The sequence below is a fragment of the Lysobacter sp. Soil_C_15 genome, from assembly GCF_057657315.1.
Window position 1 is genome coordinate 610,575 of the sequence record NZ_JBDGIR010000001.1, and the last position, 16,287, is coordinate 626,861.

Sequence of the window (16,287 nt, forward strand, 5' to 3'; positions counted from 1 at the left end):
CGCGACCGTGCGCGCCGGGGGCCGGATTGGAGACGACAAGGAGCAGGTCATGCGAGAGGAAACGAACGACACGGAGCGGTACCGCGTGGTGGTCAACCACGAACAGCAATACTCGCTGTTGCGCGAAGGCGATGCGCTTCCGGCCGGCTGGCGCGATGCCGGCGCCGGCGGCGGCAAGGAGCAATGCCTCGCCCTGATCGGCGAGCGATGGAACGACATGCGCCCGCGCAGCCTGCGCGGCGACGCGAACTGAGTTCAGTATCCGCAGGGACGAAACGGCAATGATTCCAGACAACGACGCGGTACCGATGATCGAATCGGACCGACTCATGATGCAGGGACGAGCCTGCGTCGAACGCCCGATCGCGACGGTACGCGGCGGGCTGGTGCAGGCTTCGGTGGTGGAGCGCGAACAGGCCGCGGACGCGCCGCTCGCGGTCACCGTGGCCTGGGTGCGCAACTTCCTCGCCCGCCCGCACGCCGACGTCGGCCGGGCCGGACCGGTGTGTCCGTTCACGCCGGCGGCGCTGGCGCTGGACACGATCTGGCTGGCCGAGGTCTGCGACCGCGACGTCAGCGTCCAGCGCATCGTCGACCTGATCGGCGAGTACCGCGACCTGTTCGGCGAGATCGAACCGCGCAACGGACAGGCCGCGATCAACAAGACCGTGCTGGTGGTGTTTCCCCACCTGGGCGCGGACGCGGCCGGCTTCATCGACGACGTGCAGCGCGAGCTCAAGCCCAGCTTCGTCGACCTCGGCCTGATGCTGGGCGAGTTCCACGCCGCCAACGAAAGCCCCGGCCTGCGCAATCCGGCCTTCCGCCCGCTGCGCAGCCCGGTGCCGATGCTGGCGATCCGGCACATGGTCGAAACCGACCTGCCGTTCCTGCGCCGCGACCTCGACACCCCGCAGATCCGCGCCCAGTACCTGCGCTCCTACCTGCGCCGCCTCGGCGGCACGGTGCGGCGCAACTACTTCGATCAGGCGGTGGCGGCCTTGGTCGAGGCCGAGATCGAGCTCAAGGCCGCGCGCGCCGACGCGCCGCGCGCCGCGACGGCCAACGCCTGAGCCCGGGACGCGCATGAACCCTACGATGACTCAGCAAGAACAGGCCGCGCGCGAGCGCGTGGCGATCGTCGGCGGCGGCCTGGCCGGCTCGCTGCTGGCGCTGGCGCTGGCCCAGCGCGGGGTCGGCGTCGACGTCTACGAACGCCGACCCGATCCGCGCGCGGGCCGCGCCGAGGGCGGGCGTTCGATCAATCTCGGCCTGTCCAAGCGCGGCATCCAGGCGCTGACCGAGGTCGGCCTGATCGACGAGGTCATGCCGCTGGCGGTGACCATGAGCGGACGGGTGATCCACGCGCCCGACGGCAGCACCCGCTTCCAGCCCTACGGCAAGGACCGCGGCGAAGTGCTGCATTCGATCGACCGCAACGAACTCAACCGGCTGCTGCTCGACCACGCCGAACGCCATCCGCAGGTGCGCCTGCATTTCGAACACCGGCTGAGCGGGATCGACAAGCCGGCGCGCGAGCTGGAGTTCGAGCACGGCGGCGTGCGCGTGCAGGCGCATCCGGCCTGGGTGGTCGGCGCCGACGGCGCGTTCTCGCGCACCCGCCCGGAGATGCAGCGCGGCGAGCGCGCCGACTACCACCAGGAATACCTGGAGTGGGGCTATAAGGAGCTGAGCCTGGCGCCGAACCCGGACGGCAGTTCGCGGATCGAATTGAAGGCGCTGCACGTGTGGCCGCGAGTGCACGGCTTCTTCGTCTCCCATCCCAACCGCGACGGCTCGCACACCCTGACCCTGTTCCTGCCGCACCAGGGTCCGGACAGCTTCGACAGCACGCGCAGCCCGGAGCAAGTGCGGGCGCTGTTCGACAAGTATTTTCCGGACCTGATCCCGTTGCTGCCGAACCTGGTCGAGGACTGGGCCAGCCATCCGACCGGCTCGCTGATCACCACCCGCACCGCGCCGTGGAGCGCGGACGACTGGATCGTGCTGGTCGGCGACGCCTGCCACGCGGTGTATCCGTTCTACGGCCAGGGCATGAACTCGGCGTTCGAGGACTGCTCGGCGCTGATGGCGGCGCTGGCGGCGCATCCGCGCGACCGCCGCGCCGCCTTCGCCGCCTACGAGGCCGCGCGCCGGCCGCATACCGACACCCTGGCCGAGCTGTCCAAGGCCAACTTCGTCGAGCTCAAGCAGAAAGTGCAGTCGTTCTGGTTCCTGGCCCGCAAGCGCATCGACGTGGCCCTGAACCGGCTGCTGCCGCGCACTTGGCTGCCGCTGTACACGATGATCGCGCACACCACGATGCCCTACGGCGACGCCCTGGCGCGCTCGCGCCGGCAGGAGAAGATCGTGCTCGGCGCGGTGTCGGCGACGGCGCTGGCCGCGCTCGGCGCCGGCGCCTGGCTGCTGCGCGCGCTGTAGCGGCTACATCGATCCGAGCGCGGCGCGGAACCGGCCCAGCGCCGCGGAAATCTCCTCGGCGTCGACGATGCCGTAGCCGAAGGCGATCGCCGGCTGCGCCGGCGGGCTCAGCGCGTACTCGGCGATCGACTGCGCGCCCGGCAGATGGCGCTGCAGGCGGGCGAAGATCGCCGGCGCCAGCCCCGGCTCGCGGATCCGCGCCGCCAGGTGCAGGCCGGCCTCGGACGGTATCGGCTCCAGCCACGGCGCCAATTCGCCGCGCAGCCCGGCGAGCAAGGCCTCGCGGCGTCCGGCGTAGATCGGCCGCATGCGCCGCACGTGCCGGGCCAGATGGCCGTCGCGGATGAACGCCGCCAGCACCGACTGGGTGATGGTGTCGCTGTGCGAATCGGCGCAGTGCTTGACCGCGATCAAGGCGTCGCGGGCCCAGCCGGGAGCGACGATGAAGCCCTTGCGCAGCGACGGGAACAGGCTCTTGGAGAAGGTGCCGACGTAGAACACCAGGGCGTCGCGGTCCAGGGTCTGCAGCGCGTCGAGCGGACGCTGGCCGAAGCGGAACTCGCCGTCGTAGTCGTCCTCGATCACCAGCGCGTTGCGGCTGCGGGCGAAGTCGAGCAAGGCGCGGCGCCGGCGCATCGACAAGGCGACGCCGGTCGGCGACTGGTGCGAAGGCGTCACGCTGATCACCCCGACATCGTCCGGCAGCGCGTCCACGCACAGGCCTTCGGCATCGACCGGCATCGGCACCAGTTGCGCGCCGGCGGCGGCGAAGGCGGCGCGTACCGGCGGATAGCCCGGCTCCTCGACCGCGACCCGGGTGCGTCCCGGCGTCACCAGCAGGCGCGCGAGCAGGTCGAAGGCCTGCTGCGCGCCCGAAGTCACGATCACGTCGTCGGCGGCGCAGGCGACCGCGCGCGCGAACGCCACATGCCGGGCGATGGCTTCGCGCAGCGCCGGGATGCCTTCGGAGGGCGGATAGGCGAACGGCGTGCGCGACCACTGGCGCAGGCTCTGCGCCGACAGCCGGCGCCAGATCTCGTGCGGAAAATGCCGGTGGTCGGGAATGCCGAGGCGGAAGCAGCGCTCGGGCAGTTCGCGCGGCGGCCCCGGACGCAGGAACGGGGTCTGCCACAGGGGATTCAGGCGCGCATCGCCGGCCCCGACCGGGCGCGGCGCGACCCGGCGCTCGCGGCGCGCGATCACGTCGGCGACCACCGCCTTGGCGCCCTTGCGCGGCAGCGCATAGCCTTCGGCGATCAACAGGTCGTAGACCGTCATCACCGTGTTGCGCGCCACCCCCAGCGCCTGCGCGACCTGGCGCGTGGCCGGCAGCTGCGCGCCGGCGGCGTAGCGGCCGTCGAGGATCGCCGAACGCAGCTGATGGTGCAGCTCGTGGGTCAGGGTGCCGCGGCCGCGCTCCGGCAGCGCCACGGGGAAAGGAAAAACTGGCTCCATGGAATCTTCCCGGTATGGCCCATGCAGGGCGCCAGGGTACGCCTATGCTGGATCCAGCCACGCGGCCCATCCGTCATGGAGCATCCGATGATCGACCTGTACTACACCGCCACGCCCAACGGCCTGAAACTGCGCCTGTTCTTCGAGGAAACCGGCCTGGCGCACCGCGTGGTGCCGGTGCGGCTGTCGGCCGGCGACCAATTCAAGCCCGAGTTCCTGGCGCTGTCGCCGAACAACAAGATCCCGGCGATCCTCGATCACGCCCCGCTCGACGGCGGCGCGCCGATACCGGTGTTCGAATCCGGCGCGATCTTGCTGTATCTGGCCGAGAAGACCGGTCTGCTGTATCCGACGCAGCCGCGGCTGCGCCTGGAGGTCAGCCAGTGGCTGTTCTGGCAGATGGCCGGGCTGGGGCCGATGTCGGGCCAGGCCGGGCATTTCCGCGTCCACGCCGAAGAGCCGCTGCCTTACGCGATCGAGCGCTACACCTGCGAAGTGCGGCGCTTGCATGGCGTGCTCGACCGGCGCCTGCAGGACCGCCGCTTCCTGGTCGGCGACCGGTACTCGATCGCCGATGTCGCCTGCTATCCGTGGATCGTGCCGCATGCCGGCCTCGGCCAGGACCTGGCCACCACGCCGAACCTGCAACGCTGGTTCGACGAGATCGCCGCGCGGCCGGCGACCCGGCGCGCCTACGACGGGGTCGAGCCGGCGTATGCGCAGACGCTGTCGTCTCAGGCGCGGCGGGTCTTGTTCGGCGGCGCGGCCGAACCGGCGCGCTGACCGGAACGCCCGCGGCGAGCCGAGCATGCCTCACGATCCCGGCCCATGGTTGCGATTGGGGCCGGCGCGCATCGCCGCCGCCGCGGCCGTGCCGTGGATTCCTTCGGCCGCGCCCGGCGCGTGGGCCAAACCGCTGCGCTTCCTCGCCGGCGACCGCGGCTACGTCGAACTGCTGCGGATGGAGCCGGGCGCGATCATGCCGCTGCATCGCCACAGCGACGAAGCCCACAGCTACCAGCTCGGCGGTGTTCGCCAGTTGTGCGGCGGCGAGACCGTCGGCCCGGGCGATTACGTCTATGAGCCGCCCGGCCACATCGACTGGTGGAAGATCGTCGGCGACGAACCCATGACCGCGCTGATCGTGACGATGGGCGCGGTCGAGTTCCTCGGTCCCGGCGGCGGCCTGCGCGGCCGCGCCGATGCCGCCAGCCGGCGCGAAGCCTATCGGCGCCATTGCGTCGAACACGGCCTGACCCTGCTCGACCTGGACGAAGCCTGAGCCGCGCGCGGCCGCGCTCAGCCGGCCGCTTCGGCCGCCAATCGCCGGCACAGCGCCGCGGTGGCCTCGTCGACCGGAAAGCAGCACTCCACGTGCAGTTCGTCCAGAGTCACGTCGCGCGGGGTGCCGAAGGTGGTGATGGTGGAGAAGAAACGCAGCTCGTGGCCGCCGCGCTGCAGGATGGTGGTCAGCAGCGGCGACGGCGCCGCGTCGAACTGGCGCCGGCGCCAGTGCGCGGGCACGTCCGGATAGGCCAGCGCCTCGGCCAGCAGGGCGCGCGCGACCGCATCGCCGGGCGCGGCGGCCACCGCGGTGTGCAGGTGGCGGATCAGCGTGCCGGCCACCTCGTCCCAGTTCGCCACCGCCGGGCGCAGGTCCTGCGGATCGAAGAACTGGCGGATCATGTTGGCGTGCTTCATCGGCCGGCCGCCGAGGACGAAGCCGTTGACCCGCGCCGCGGCGGCGTTGGCCATCAGCACGTCCCAGTGCCGGTTCAATACGAAGGCCGGGTACGGCTCCTGCTGGGCCAGGATGAATTCGATCGCGCGGCGGATCTGCGCCAGCTCGGGCGTGGCCAACGCCGACTCGGGGTACTTCGGCGCGAAGCCGGCCGCGACCAGCAAGGCGTTGCGCTCGCGCAGCGGCAGTTCCAGCGCATCGGCCAGCTTGATCACCAACTCGCGGCTGGGCTGGGCCTTGCCGGTTTCCACGCAGCTCAGGTGGCGTGCCGACACGCCCGCGTCCAGGGCCAGATCGAGCTGGCTCCAGCGCCGCGCCGCGCGCCATTCGCGCAGCAGCACGCCGACCTCGGGCGCATCGGGCAGCGACGGGGGCTTGGACGAGACGGACCGGGATTCGGCGGACAGGGCGTGCATGGCCGGCATCATAGGCCCAGGCGCGGCAGCGAAACCATGACCTGCCAGGTCATGCCGCCATCACCTGCCGCGTCATTGTCGCCACGATCGGCGGCGCCAATCATTTGCCGCAACGCAACGCCCCCCACGGGCATCGGAGATGGCAATGAACCGCAGAACCTTTCTTGGACTCGGACTGGGCGCGGCCGGCACCGGCCTGCTCGCCGGCTGCGCCGGCGGCGCGCTGGTTTCCGCACCGGCTTCGCTGAGCGCCGCCAAGGCCTGGGACGCCGCCGGCTTCCACGCCGCGCGCCGCTACCTGCCCAGCGCGTTCGGCGAGATCGCGGTGGTCGAACGCGGCCGCGGCCCGGCCGCGCTGTTCCTGCACGGCTTCCCGCTCAACAGCTTCCAGTGGCGCGGGGTGATGGCGGCGCTGGAAGGCCAGCGCCGCTGCATCGCCGCCGACTTCCTCGGCCTGGGCTACACCCGCGTCGCCGAAGGCCAGAGCGTGGCGCCGGCGGCGCAGGTCGAGATGCTGGCCTTCGTGCTCGACACGCTCGGCGTCGACAGCGTCGACCTGGTCGCCAACGACAGCGGCGGCGCGGTAGCGCAGCTGTTCCTGCTGAAGTATCCGCAGCGCGTGCGCAGCCTGCTGCTGACCAACTGCGATGTGGAGCCCGACAGCCCGCCGCCGGCGTTGATGCCGGTGATCGAGGCCGCGCGCCGCGGCCGCTTCGCCGAAGACACCTTCCCGCCGCAGCTGGCCGACAAGAATTTCGCCCGCTCGGCCAAGGGCATCGGCGGACAGTGCTACACCTACCGACATCAGCCCAGCGACGAAGCCATCGAGACCTACTTCACCCCGCTGGTCGAATCGGCGCGGCGCAAGCAGCTCACCGACGCCTACGCGCTGGCGCTGGATCCCAACCCCCTGGCCGGGATCGAAGCGGGGCTGCGGCGCAGCCAGGTGCCGATGCGGGTGGTCTGGGGCACCGGCGACGACATCTTCTCCCCGGCCAGCCCGGATTATCTGGACCGGGTGTTCCCGAACTCGCGCGGCGTGCGCCGGGTCGAGGGCGCCAAGCTGTTCTATCCCGAGGAGTTTCCGCAGTTGGTGGCGGAAGAGGCGTTGCGCTTGTGGGAATCGGTTTGACGATCCCTGGCCGCGGACACGACGGGATGCATGCCGTCCCCTCGCGCGAGGGGACGGCGGCAATAGAGCCCTAGGCTCCCGCTTTCGCGGGAACGACAGGCTTAGGAGCGGGCTGTTTCGCTCCGCGCCGGCCGGCACCGGCTTGCGTGGCTCAACGCCGCTGCGGACACGTAAACGGGGGCGTACGCAAGATCCGCTCGACCCCGGTCTGCAGCAACGCCGCATCCGCAGCCGCATCTCCGTCGATTGCCTGACGCAGTCGTTTTTTCAACCGGTCCGCACCCGGGTAATTCGTGCCGAGATAGAGCACGTTATCGATGCCGACCGGCAGTTCGGACTCGACCTCATCGGCCAGGATCAGATAGTAGTGACCCGGATCCAGGTAGAGGCGGCAACATACGTCGTAGCCTGAATATCGGATCGACTCCACCCGTGCCTGCCCGTCGCCGCGCAAGCGCTCGACGATTTCGATCCCGCCGCGCAGCGTATAGCCACCCTCGGCGGACTCCTCCATCTCGACCGAGCGCAGGCGCACCACCCATGCCTGCGCCGCCTCGCGCATACGACTTTCGTCGATAGGCCGCGCGCATTCGCAGGCGGCCGCCGGCTTCCAGGCCATTGCAACTGACATCAGTAACGCCACCAACATGACGCATCTCATGTGCATGTCGCGCGCTCCGGGTTCACGATTCTATCCGTGACGATACCGCACCGCTGCGTTGCCTGACGCGCGGCACAACGACGGTTGTGTTTGTTTGTATCGCCCAAACGTGCTGTATCCGCCGGCGCTACCATGCCGGCTCGCATGAGGTGGCCATGAACAAGGTCCTGCTGATCGAGGACGACGCCCGACTGGCCGGGCTGATCTCCGAGTATCTGCTTCGCTACGATTTCAAAACCTCGGTGGTGTTGCGCGGCGACCAGGCGCTCAACGCGATCGAAGACGGTCCGCCCGACGTGATCGTGCTCGACCTGATGTTGCCCGGCATGGACGGCCTCGACGTCTGCCGGCAGATCCGCAAGCGGTCGGCGGTGCCGATCGTCATGCTGACTGCGCGCGCGGACCTGTTCGACCAGGTCACCGGCCTGGAAGTCGGCGCCGACGATTACGTGCTCAAGCCGGTCGAGCCGCGCCTGCTGTTGGCGCGGTTGCGCGCGGTGTTGCGCCGCAGCCAGAGCGCTCCGGCCGCCATCGCGGCGACGCCGTCCAGCCTGCTCCAGTACGGCGGCCTGCAGATCGACCTGACCGCGCGCCAGGTGCGCTGGCGCGGCGAGGAGATCGACCTGAAGACCGCCGACTACAACCTGTTCGTGATCCTGGCCCAGGCCGCCGGCCGCGTGCTCAACCGCGACGAACTGTTGCGGCGCTGGCGCGGGATCGGCTTCGACGGCGTCGACCGCACCGTCGACGTCAGCATCTCGCGCCTGCGCCGGCATTTCGGCGACGACGCGCAGGAACCGCGCAAGATCAAGACCGTGTGGGGCCGCGGCTATCTGTTCAGCCCGATCGCCTGGGAGGATTGAATGCTGCCGATGCTGGTGCGGCTGTACCTGACGGTCGCCGGCCTGCTGCTGTGCTCGCTGCTGCTGGTGCAGCAGGCCTTTCCGCACCTGTTTCCGGAGCCCTACGCGCAATCGGCGCGGCAGGATTTCGCCGGCGAGCTGCGCCTGCTGCGCGACCGCCTCGACGGCGCCGTCGGGGCCGAACTGATCCGGCGCCTGGACGAGCTCAACCGCGGCCTGCCCGAACGCTACCGCCTGCTCGATCCGGCCGAGGTCGAGGCGCTGTCGGTGTCGGTGCGCGCCCAGCTCGGCGCCGACGGCAGCGCCGGCGACCACCTCGGCAGCGACCAGCACCGGGTCTATCTGCGCCTGGACGACGGCCAGGTGGTGCAGATCGGCTACGTCGAAGACGATTATCCGGCGCGCTACCTGGCCTACGTCACCGTGCTGGCGCTGATGCTGCTGGCTCTGTTGCTGTGGCTGCAGCCGCTGTGGGGCGACCTGGAGCGCCTGCGCGAGGTCGCCGAGCGCTTCGGCGACGGCGACCTGGAAGCGCGCGCGCCGCTGCGCGGCGGCTCCTCGATCCGCCAGTTGTGCGTCTACTTCAACAACATGGCCGACCAGATCGGCCGCCTGATCCAGTCCCAGCGCGACCTGGTCAACGCCGCCTCGCACGAGCTGCGCACGCCGATCACCCGGCTCGAGTTCGGCCTGGCCAACCTGTCCGACTCGCTCGACGACCGGGTCGCGCGCGCGCGCGTGCACGCGCTGCGCTGCGACGTGGAAGAGCTGGACCTGCTGGTCGGCGAACTGCTGACCCTGGGCATGCTGGAACGCAACGGCGCCCGCGCGCTGCTGGAACAGGTCGAAGCCGGCGCCTTCCTGCGCGCCTCGGCCGGTCTGGCGGCGGAGGAGCTGCGCACCCGCGGCACCGCGATCGACTGGCTGCTGTCGCCGGCGCTGGCCGAGATCGTGGTCGAACCGCGCAGCTTCGCCCGCGCCTTCTCCAACCTGATGCGCAACGCCCTGCGCTACGCCGACGGACTGATCCGGGTGGTGCTGGAACCCGACGGCGCGGGCTGGCGCCTGATCGTCGAAGACGACGGGGTCGGCATTCCGGTCGAGGACCGCGACCGGGTGTTCGAGCCGTTCTACCGGCTGGACCGCAGCCGCGACCGCGCCACCGGCGGCTTCGGCCTCGGCCTGAGCATCGTCCGCCAGGTGATCGACCGCCACGGCGGCGAGATCCGGGTCGAGGCCTCGAACCTGGGCGGCGCGCGCTTCGTGATCCGCCTGCCCGGGCACCGCCCCGGCGAGCTGCGCGCCGCCACGGCCGAGCGCGACGGCGACGGCGAGACGCTCGACCAAGCCTTCCATCTGCAATGAGCCGGGCTGCAGTGAACCGGGCTGAAGTGAACCGGGATTGACCCGTTTCGCCGGGGCAACACGTTAGCTGTTGCAGGCCGCCCCCACGAACCGGCCGCAGGAGCCCGCATGCATACGGACATGAACGCGTACACGCCGGAAACGCCCGGCGCGGAATATCCATCTCGGCCCCGATCGTCCCCCCGCCCCGAGCTCTACCCCGACGCCGCGACGGCCGGCGACGACGTCGAAGCCCGCGCGCTGGACCTGGCCAACCAGGCCATCGCCCACCAGGCCAGCGGCGAGTCCGGCGAGGCCGCGCGGCATTGGCGCGAGGCGATCGCGCTGGCCGACCACGGCCTGCCCGGCGATCCGCTGCGCTACTGGCTGCGCAGCGGCCTGGCCGAAGCCTGCTTCCGGCTCGGCGACGATGCCGCCTGCATCGCCGCCGCGGCCGTGGCGCGGGCCTGGGCGCGCCAGCAGCAGGCGCCGTCGACCGCGCTGTGGCTGGGCCAGGCGCTGTTCCGCAGCGGCCGCGTCGACGAAGCCCTGGACGCGCTCGGCGAAGCCCAGGCGCTGGCCGGCGCCGCCTTCGCCGGCGCGCTCGACGAGCGCCACCGCGAGGCGATCCTGGCTCGGATGGCGACACTGGCCGCCTGAACGACCGCGGCCGCGCTCAGAACCGCGCCCACCACTGCACCGAGCGCTCGAAGTAACCGCACAGGATCTGCGCCAGGCGGCGCCGGTCCTGGACCTGGCCGCTGGCGATCGCGCGGTCGACCGCGCTGTGCATGGCATTGAAGAAGATCACCGCGGTCAGGCGCGGGTCCGGCGCCGCCCAGACCCGCGCCGCGATGCCGCCCTCGAGCAATTCGACCAGTTGATCGATCGCCGGGTTGTCCTGCATCGCATGGCGGTCGTGATGGCCCGGGCCGTGGAACAGCGCATCGTGCAGCGCGACCCGGTCCAGGTAGCCGTCGACCGCGCCCTGCACCCAGGCGCGCAGCCGGCCGCCCCAGTCGCCGGGGCGGCAGCGATCCATGGCCCGCGCCAGTTCGTCTAGGAAGCCGGCGACGAAGCGCTGCTGCAGGGCCAGCAGCAGTTGTTCGCGGCTGGCGTAGCGGTCGCGCAGCGCGGCCGGCTCCAGGCCGGCGGCCAGCGCGACCTCGGCCAGGCCCAGGCGCGCCGGGCCGCAGGCCAGCAACAGCCGCTCGGCGTGGTCGAGCACGGCCTGGTCCGCCGGCGCGGCGGACGCGTTCGGTACGACGCCCATCGGCGCTCCATATAGATGAGAATCGTTCTCATCATAGTCCATTCCCGGCGGCGGCGCCGGTGCCGGCCGGCCGCGGCCGCGACGGCGCGACCGGCGTCGACGCGTGCGGAACGCGACCCCCGCCGCGCCGGTTCCGCGGCCTGCGCCGGATGCGTTGCGCGAACTGCGCCGCGTTCGCGGATTTTCCGCCGCGGAAAATTCCTTGTCCGACGGCCGAAATAAAACCGCGCCCGTCACGTCGCGAGCGTGAATCCATTCCGCTGTCGCCGCGCGCCGCGAAGGATTTTTTTCCGCAACGAAAAACCTGCGCGAAAACCCTTGCAGACAGCCGTTTGGCGCAGTGGCCGTTGTAGAAAAAACTTCACATGGCGGTCTTGTGATCCGGCTCTCACCGCCGGCTTCGTAAATACTCGACTTGTGATCCGTCTCTCACCCGTCTTGATAGACATGAAATCCAGGCTCATGGATATTGAATCCGCAGGCGAACGTCGGATCGAACGTACGCACGCCTGCGTTGAACGCCACGCATAACAACTCGGGCCCCGCGTATGCGCAAGCGGCACTGCCGACGCAGCGGGCTCTGCCCCGGCGCTGTGCGCCGCGGCCATGACGGTATTTGCTTCTTAGCGGACACGGAGAGGGGGCCACTCGTAACGAGCTGGCCGCAGGATCGCGCGCGTCGAAATCCTCGCGTCGTCGGGCCCCGCGCCCGTCGGCCGCAGGCGGCGTGCGGCCGGGCGGCCGCCTCAAAGGATGCGCATCATGACCGAATCCAACGCCAACGCCCTGCCCCTGACCACCGCCCAGCGCGGCTTGTGGGTCGGGCAGAAGATCGCCTCGCTCGAAGCGACCTTGAACATCGCCGAGGCGGTGGAAATCCACGGACCGGTCGAGCCGACGCTGTTCCTGCGCGCCATGCGCCGCTTCACCGAAGAAGCCGAAACCACCCGCGTGCGCATCGTCGAGCGCGACGGCCTTCCGTACCAGATCGTGCGCGAGGCCACGGTGGCGCAGTTCCCGTACCTGGATTTCAGCGCCGAAGCCGATCCGCGCGCGGCCGCCGAACGCTGGATGCACGCCGACATCGTCAAGCCGGTGGATCTGGCCCACGACCCGTTGTGGGTCGGGGCCTTGTTCAAGTACGCCGACGATCTGTACTGCTGGTACCAGCGCGCCCATCACACCGTCTACGACGGCTTCAGCGGCGGCATGGCGGCCAAGCGGCTCAACGAGCTGTACCTGGCCTATCGCGACGGCGTCGAGCCGCCGCCCAGCGGCTACGGCAGCCTGGCCTCGCTGGTGGAAACCGAAGCGGCGTATCGCGAATCCGAGCGCTACCGCCGCGATCGCGAGTACTGGCTGGAACAACTCGCCGATCTGCCCGAGGCGGTGACCCTGGCGCGCCGCCGGGTGCGCAACAACGGCGGCCTGCGCCGCGCCAGCGGCCAGGTCGGCAACGACGTGCGCGAACGTCTGGCCGAGATCGCGCGCGACTGCGGCGTCAGTCTGCCGCAGGTGCTGATCGCGCTGGTCGCCGCGTACTACCACCGCGCCACCGGCGCCGAAGACCTGGTGATCGGCATGCCGGTCACCGGCCGGGTCAATCACGCCATGCGCAGCACGCCCGGCATGGCCGCCAATGTGGTCGCGATCCGGCTCAAGATGCATGCCGGCATGAGCATGCCGGAGCTGTTCGCTCAGGTCTCGCGCGTGGTCCGGCAGGCCCTGCGCCATCAGCAGTACCGCTACGAGGAGCTGCGCCGCGATCTGGGCCTGCTCAACCCCGACCAGCACATGGCCTGGCTCGGCGTGAACATCGAGCCTTACGACTACAACAACTTCCTCGGCCACCGCGGCAGCGCGCGCAATCTGCACAACGGCAGCGCCGAGGACTTGACCGTCTTCGTGTTCGACCGCCTCGACGGCCAGGGCCTGAGCCTGGACCTGGACGCCAATCCGACTCTGTATCCGGAGGCCGAACTCAACGAGCATCTGCGCCGGCTGCTGCGCCTGATCGACGCCGTGCAGGCCGAACCGGGCCTGCGCCTGGGCGAGATCGACGTGCTCGGCGACGACGAGCGCGCGCGCCTGCTGCAGCGCTGGAACGACACCGCAGCGCCGCTGGCCGAGGCCACCGCGCTGGACCAGTTCGAGCGCCAGGCGGCGCTGACGCCGGACGCGGTCGCGGTGGTGTCCGGCGACGCGGCGCTGAGCTATCGCGAACTCGATGCCTTGAGCACGCGCCTGGCGCGGCGCCTGATCGCTCGCGGCGTGCGTCCCGGCGACCTGGTCGCGCTGGCCCTGCCGCGCGACGAGCGCCTGCTCGCCGCTCCCTACGCAGTGTGGAAGGCCGGTGCGGCCTATCTGCCGCTGGATCCGGAAGCGCCGCGCGAGCGCGTCCTCCAGACCCTGGAAGACGCCGCGCCGCGGTTGCTGCTGACCGCCGCCGCCTTCGCCGACGCGTTCGACGGCTGCGCGGTGGCGCGGCTTTCGATGGACGAGGCATGGACGGATGACGCGTCGATCGACGGGCCGGCCGGCAACCCGGCGGCCCTGCCGCGCGCCGCCGCCGACGCCTGCGCCTACGTCATCTACACCTCCGGCTCGACCGGCCGGCCCAAGGGCGTGGAGGTCGAGCAGCGCAACCTGAGCAACTTCCTCGCCGCGACCCAGCGCCTGTTCGCGCCCGGCCCGGGCGAACGCTTCCTGGCCCAGACCACGATCGCCTTCGACATCGCCTGCTTCGAACTGTTCCTGCCGCTCAGCGTCGGCGCGCGGGTGGTGATGACCGGCGCCGAGACGGTACGCGACCCGATCGCCCTGGCGCGCCTGATCGAAGAGCAGGCGCTGGACTACGTGCAGGCCACGCCCTCGCTGTGGCGCATGCTGCTGGCCAATCCGCGCCTGCGCCTGGACGGCGTGCATGCCTTGTCGACCGGCGAAGCCCTGCCGCCGGATCTGGCCCAGCGGTTGGTCGCCAGCGCGGCCAAGGTCACCAACCTCTACGGCCCGACCGAAACCACGGTCTGGGCCAGCGCGGTCGAGCTCGGCGCGGACGATGTCGCCGACGGCGCGCCGCCGTCGATCGGCCGGCCCCTGCTCAACACCCGCGTCTACCTGCTCGACGCCGCGCTCAACCCGGTGCCCACCGGCAGCGTCGGCGAGCTCTACGTCGCCGGCGCCTGCGTCGCCCGCGGCTATCTGCGCCGGCCGGCGCTGAGCGCCGAGCGTTTCCTCGCCGATCCCTTCGTCGCCGGCGAACGCATGTACCGCACCGGCGACCTGGCGCGCTGGCGCGACGACGGCGCGATCGAGTACCTCGGCCGCGCCGACCAGCAGGTCAAGATCCGCGGCCACCGAGTCGAACTGGGCGAGATCGAAGCCCAGCTCGCCGCCGAAGAGGGGGTCGCCGACGTCGCCGTCGCCCTGCACACCGATGCGCTGGGCCACGGGCTGCTCGCCGCCTACGTGGTGCCGGCCGCCGGCCGCGGCGTCGACGCCGCGGCGCTGCGCAGCGGCCTGGCGCGGCGCCTGCCCGAGCACATGGTGCCTTCGGCCTATGTCGAGCTCGAGCGCCTGCCGCTGACCGCCAGCGGCAAGCTCGACCGCAAGGCGCTGGCGCCGCCCGAACGCAGCCGCCGCACCGCCTATGCGCCGCCGCGCAACGAGACCGAGCGCAAGTTGGCCGCGCTGTGGCAGCAGATCTTCGGCCTGCCGCAGGTCGGCATCCACGACAATTTCTTCGAACTCGGCGGCGATTCGCTGACCGCGGCCGAAATGGTCGCCGCCTTCCCGCAGCACTTCGGCAGCGAGCTCGCGCTGGGCGCGCTGTTCGAAGGCTCGACCATCGCCGGCCTGGCCGCGCACCTGGAGCGCAATGGCGGCGAGAACGACCCGCTCGGCGCGCTGCTGGCGCTGCGCCCGTCCGGCGGCGCGCGGCCGCTGTTCTGCATCCACCCGGTGACCGGGCTGAGCTGGGCCTATGCGGCGCTGCTGCGCCACCTCGACGAGCACCTGCCGGTGTACGCGCTGCAGTCGCGCGGCCTGCGCGGCGGCGCCAGCCTGCCGGCCAGCATCGAGGAGATCGCCGCCGACTACGTCGTCCAGATCCGCCGGGTGCAGCCGCACGGCCCCTACCGGTTGCTCGGCTGGTCGCTGGGCGGCCTGGTCGGCCACGCGGTCGCGGCGCTGCTGCAGCAGCTCGGCGAACGGGTCGAACTGCTGGCGATGATGGACTCCTACCCCTTCGTCGCCGATGCGGCCGAAGCCGGCGGCGAGGCGCAGCAGGTCTTGGCGGTGCTGAAGTTCCTCGGTTTCCACCAGCAGGCGCGCGACAACCCGCCGCAGGACATGCGCGCCCTGGCCGACCTGCTGTGCCGCGAGTACGAGGTGTTCTCGATCCCGCTGGTGCAGGAAATCATGAAGGCCGATGCGCGCCTGATCGAGAACGTCAGCGCGATCACCCGCAACAACCTGGCCCTGGCGCGCCGCTACCGGCCGGCCCCGGTCGCCGCCGACATGGTGTTCTTCAACGCCGGCCGCAAGGAACGCGTCGACCTGGACGGCCTGCTGCACTACCACGCCGGCGCCTGGCAGCCGGTGATCGACGGCCGGATCGAGGTGCACGACATCGACTGCGACCATCAGTCGATGCTGGAACCGCACGCCGCGGCCCAGATCGTGCGGGTCCTGCGCGAGCGCCTGGAGCCGCGCAGCGAACCCGTGCCGGTCCCCCCGCCGCAGCTGCACCCGGCGGAGTTCGCGATCGCATTCTCGTAGGGCGCGGCCATTGCCGGACGCTTAGGGGAAAGCAAGGGCAAATCCCCCCTGCCCCCCTTTTTCAAAGGGGGGAACGGCATGAGGGCTACGCGGCGACGGCGACGGCGACTGCAACGGGCATCCTGCGGTCCTAACCATCGCGACCGGCAACGCGCACAATAGGCGGCTCCGCGATCGCTCGCGC

The 16,287-nt window shown here is 70.9% G+C and carries 14 protein-coding genes; 10 read left to right on the forward strand and 4 right to left on the reverse strand.

What is annotated here, in order from left to right:
• The first annotated feature begins 49 nt into the window (after positions 1-49).
• The 3 genes from AC3A57_RS02555 (at position 50) to AC3A57_RS02565 (ending at position 2,439) form a co-directional block, all read left to right on the forward strand.
• Positions 50-253 carry an MbtH family protein gene (locus AC3A57_RS02555; RefSeq protein WP_221670374.1) on the forward strand — a complete coding sequence of 68 codons (204 nt, stop codon included), beginning with the start codon at positions 50-52 and terminating at the stop codon, positions 251-253.
• A 76-nt stretch (positions 254-329) separates the two neighbouring features.
• Positions 330-1,070 (forward strand): DUF6875 domain-containing protein, encoded by a 741-nt coding sequence (locus AC3A57_RS02560; protein WP_487577434.1) that lies wholly within the window; start codon positions 330-332, stop codon positions 1,068-1,070.
• Positions 1,071-1,095: 25 nt separating this feature from the next.
• Entirely contained in the window at positions 1,096-2,439 is a 1,344-nt protein-coding gene (locus AC3A57_RS02565) for an FAD-dependent oxidoreductase (RefSeq protein WP_487577435.1), read from the forward strand.
• Between the two features lie 3 nt (positions 2,440-2,442).
• Here AC3A57_RS02565 and pdxR read toward each other — a convergent pair whose 3' ends face one another.
• Positions 2,443-3,894, reverse strand: a complete 1,452-nt coding sequence (pdxR, locus tag AC3A57_RS02570) for a MocR-like pyridoxine biosynthesis transcription factor PdxR (protein ID WP_487577436.1) — start codon at positions 3,892-3,894, stop codon at positions 2,443-2,445.
• A gap of 87 nt (positions 3,895-3,981) precedes the next feature.
• Between pdxR and AC3A57_RS02575 the strand changes: the two genes are divergently transcribed.
• Both AC3A57_RS02575 and AC3A57_RS02580 read left to right on the forward strand, forming a co-directional pair.
• Positions 3,982-4,677: a glutathione binding-like protein gene (locus AC3A57_RS02575; protein WP_487577437.1), complete on the forward strand. Its 696-nt coding sequence runs from the start codon at positions 3,982-3,984 to the stop codon at positions 4,675-4,677.
• 25 nt (positions 4,678-4,702) lie between these two features.
• Positions 4,703-5,176: a cupin domain-containing protein gene (locus AC3A57_RS02580; protein WP_487577438.1), complete on the forward strand. Its 474-nt coding sequence runs from the start codon at positions 4,703-4,705 to the stop codon at positions 5,174-5,176.
• 17 nt (positions 5,177-5,193) lie between these two features.
• On the opposite strand, the gene AC3A57_RS02585 is transcribed toward AC3A57_RS02580, so the two are convergent.
• Positions 5,194-6,051 (reverse strand): helix-turn-helix domain-containing protein, encoded by an 858-nt coding sequence (locus tag AC3A57_RS02585; RefSeq protein WP_487577439.1) that lies wholly within the window; start codon positions 6,049-6,051, stop codon positions 5,194-5,196.
• Positions 6,052-6,196: 145 nt separating this feature from the next.
• On the opposite strand from AC3A57_RS02585, the gene AC3A57_RS02590 reads away from it, so the two are divergent.
• Positions 6,197-7,183 carry an alpha/beta fold hydrolase gene (locus tag AC3A57_RS02590; protein ID WP_221670381.1) on the forward strand — a complete coding sequence of 329 codons (987 nt, stop codon included), beginning with the start codon at positions 6,197-6,199 and terminating at the stop codon, positions 7,181-7,183.
• Positions 7,184-7,334: 151 nt separating this feature from the next.
• Here AC3A57_RS02590 and AC3A57_RS02595 read toward each other — a convergent pair whose 3' ends face one another.
• The gene (locus AC3A57_RS02595; RefSeq protein ID WP_487577440.1) at positions 7,335-7,832 is read right to left on the reverse strand and encodes a hypothetical protein; all 498 of its coding nucleotides are present in this window, start codon (positions 7,830-7,832) and stop codon (positions 7,335-7,337) included.
• Positions 7,833-7,999: 167 nt separating this feature from the next.
• On the opposite strand from AC3A57_RS02595, the gene AC3A57_RS02600 reads away from it, so the two are divergent.
• From AC3A57_RS02600 to AC3A57_RS02610, 3 genes are all read left to right on the forward strand, one after another.
• Positions 8,000-8,707: a response regulator gene (locus AC3A57_RS02600; RefSeq protein WP_487577441.1), complete on the forward strand. Its 708-nt coding sequence runs from the start codon at positions 8,000-8,002 to the stop codon at positions 8,705-8,707.
• Positions 8,708-10,072 carry an ATP-binding protein gene (locus AC3A57_RS02605; protein WP_487577442.1) on the forward strand — a complete coding sequence of 455 codons (1,365 nt, stop codon included), beginning with the start codon at positions 8,708-8,710 and terminating at the stop codon, positions 10,070-10,072. It begins immediately after the preceding gene.
• Between the two features lie 108 nt (positions 10,073-10,180).
• Positions 10,181-10,711, forward strand: coding sequence for a hypothetical protein (locus AC3A57_RS02610; RefSeq protein ID WP_487577443.1), 531 nt, complete (start codon positions 10,181-10,183; stop codon positions 10,709-10,711).
• Positions 10,712-10,727: 16 nt separating this feature from the next.
• On the opposite strand, the gene AC3A57_RS02615 is transcribed toward AC3A57_RS02610, so the two are convergent.
• Complete coding sequence (locus tag AC3A57_RS02615; protein ID WP_487577444.1) at positions 10,728-11,324, reverse strand: TetR/AcrR family transcriptional regulator; 597 nt, start codon at positions 11,322-11,324, stop codon at positions 10,728-10,730.
• A gap of 762 nt (positions 11,325-12,086) precedes the next feature.
• On the opposite strand from AC3A57_RS02615, the gene AC3A57_RS02620 reads away from it, so the two are divergent.
• Complete coding sequence (locus AC3A57_RS02620; protein WP_487577445.1) at positions 12,087-16,103, forward strand: amino acid adenylation domain-containing protein; 4,017 nt, start codon at positions 12,087-12,089, stop codon at positions 16,101-16,103.
• The last annotated feature ends 184 nt before the right edge of the window (positions 16,104-16,287 follow it).